We start from the raw sequence: 2,468 nt of genomic DNA on the forward strand, positions 1-2,468 counted from the left end.
GTGCAAGCACTGCCGGACCAGCGCCGAGCGCCTGCGCGCCGCCGCCGAGTGCGGCATCGAACAGCGCGCGGCCGGTCGATTGGCCAGGGGCGGCAAGCACGTTGCGGGCGCGGAGGGCCAACCGCTGCGAATATTCGAGCATGCGCAGCTCATCAGCGACGCCGATCTCGACATTGGAATCAGAGCCGACGCCAAACTTGCCGCCATGTTCGACAAACAGCGGCGCTGAAAAGACGCCGTCGCCGAGATTGGCTTCGGTGATCGGGCACAGTCCGGCAACCGCGCCGGTCCTGGCCATCGCGACCGTTTCCGCCTCGGTCATGTGGGTGGCGTGGATCAGGCACCAGCTTTTGCCGACATCGGCGTGTTGCAGCAGCCACTCGACGGGCCGCGCGCCGGACCAGGCAAGACAGTCCTCGACCTCTTTGACCTGTTCGGCGATGTGGATGTGGATCGGCCCGCTGGTCATGGCGGTGACGGCGGCGAGTTCGTCTGGCGTTACGGCACGCAGGCTGTGCGGCGCGAGGCCGAGCACGGCACCGTCGATACCTGTGAGAGCTTCGCTGCACTTCTCAAAAAGCTTTGCGAAGCGATTCGTATCGTTGATGAATCGCCGCTGGCCTTCGTTGGCGGGCGCGCCGCCAAAGCCGGAATGCGCGTAGAAGACGGGCAACAATGTCAGCCCTATGCCGGTCTTGACGGAGGCAGCGGCGATGCGCTCGGCCATCTCGGCGATGTTGGCATAGGGACTGCCGCCGCGGTCGTGGTGAAGATAGTGGAACTCGCCGACACGCGAAAAACCTGCCTCCAACATCTCTACGTAGAGTTGCGCGGCGACCGCCTCGACCTGTTCGGGAGTCATTGCCAGCGCAAAACGGTACATCACCTCGCGCCACGACCAGAAACTGTCGGACGAAGGGCCGCGGATTTCGGCGAGGCCTGCCATGCCGCGCTGGAAGGCGTGGCTGTGCAGATTGGGCATGCCGGGCAGGACTATCGCGTGGCGCTCATCGCCGGATTGCGTCGTGGCTCCCGCTTCCACCTTGTCGATGCGGCCGCCAGAAAGCGTCAGCCTGACATCTCGTTGCCAGCCATCTGCCAGAAGCGCTTGCTCCGCGAAGATTGTCGCCACCATAATCTCCTCACCTCTTTTGCGCGCCGCACGATAGCACTTGCATCGCGTTTTGATATGTATATACATAACTGAAAGCGGAGGAAACGAAAAAGATCATGGCTGGAGAGCGATCAGCAGCACCGGCAAGGGTCTGGCGCAATGCGCGGCTGGTCACGCTTGCCGAAGGCCTGGCCGGTCTTGGTGTTGTCGAACATGGCGCAATTGCCGCGCATAACGGCCGCATCGTTTTTGCTGGCCCCGAGGCCGACATGCCCTTGGGGCTGCGCGACGGTGCCGAGATCGTCGATTGCCAGGGGCGCTGGATCACCCCCGGCCTGATCGACTGCCACACCCATCTTGTCCATGCCGGCAACCGCGCCAACGAGTTCGAAATGCGCCTTGCCGGCGCCACCTATGAAGAGGTGGCGCGGGCAGGGGGCGGTATCGTCTCGTCGGTCAAGGCGCTGCGCGCGGCCAGCCAAGCCGAGCTTGTGGCGCAGACATTGCCTCGCCTGGATGCACTGATCGCCGAGGGCGTGACCACTGTCGAGGTCAAGTCGGGCTACGGCCTCGACGTTGAGAACGAAACAAAATCCCTGCGTGCCGCCAGGCAACTCGCCGATCTGCGGCCGGTGACTGTGCGCACGACATTCCTGGGCGCGCACGCTTTGCCGCCGGAAGCCAAAGGCGACAAGGACGCCTATATCGGCCTCGTTGCCGGCTCTATGCTCGACAAGATCGCGGCCGAAGGCTTGGCCGACGCCGTCGATGGCTTCTGCGAGGGCATTGCGTTTTCGCCTGCGCAAATGGCCCGCGTCTTCGACGCCGCAACGGCCAAGGGCTTGCCCGTAAAACTCCACGCCGACCAACTTTCCAATCTCGGCGGCGCTGCCCTTGCTGCGAGCTATGGCGCGTTGTCGGCGGATCATCTCGAATACACAGACGAGGCGGGTGCTGCCGCCATGGCCAAGGCTGGCACGGTCGCGGTCATCCTGCCCGGCGCCTTTTATTTCATTCGCGAGACCAAGAAGCCGCCGGTTGCGCTGTTCCGAGAGCACGGCGTGAAGATGGCCGTCGCCACCGACAACAACCCAGGCACGTCGCCGCTGACCTCGCTGCTTTTGACCATGAACATGGCAGCGACGCTGTTTGCCATGACGGTTGATGAATGTATCGCCGGCGTGACCCGCGAGGCGGCGCGTGCGCTTGGGCTACAGGCCGAAACCGGTACGCTTGAAACAGGAAAATGGGCTGACCTTGCCATCTGGGACATCGAAAGCCCGGCCGAACTTGTCTATCGCATGGGGTTCAATCCGCTCCATGCCCGTATCTGGAGAGGGAAATGACAACGCTT

At 63.4% G+C, this 2,468-nt stretch carries 2 protein-coding genes; one reads left to right on the forward strand and one right to left on the reverse strand.

What is annotated here, in order from left to right:
- A partial coding sequence (locus AC1DUU_RS29435) for a formimidoylglutamate deiminase (RefSeq protein ID WP_476786858.1) occupies positions 1-1,132 on the reverse strand: 1,132 nt, incomplete at its 3' end.
- Positions 1,133-1,230: 98 nt separating this feature from the next.
- Here AC1DUU_RS29435 and hutI point away from each other — a divergent pair.
- Positions 1,231-2,460: an imidazolonepropionase gene (gene hutI / locus AC1DUU_RS29440; protein WP_476786859.1), complete on the forward strand. Its 1,230-nt coding sequence runs from the start codon at positions 1,231-1,233 to the stop codon at positions 2,458-2,460.
- Positions 2,461-2,468: the final 8 nt, after the last annotated feature.

This window comes from Aminobacter sp. P4_H6_2 (assembly GCF_056400805.1).

Excerpts from the sequence above, each read along its gene's own strand:
- hutI (WP_476786859.1), top strand. The coding sequence starts at position 1,231 with ATGGCTGGAGAGCGATCAGCAGCACCGGCAAGGGTCTGGCGCAATGCG.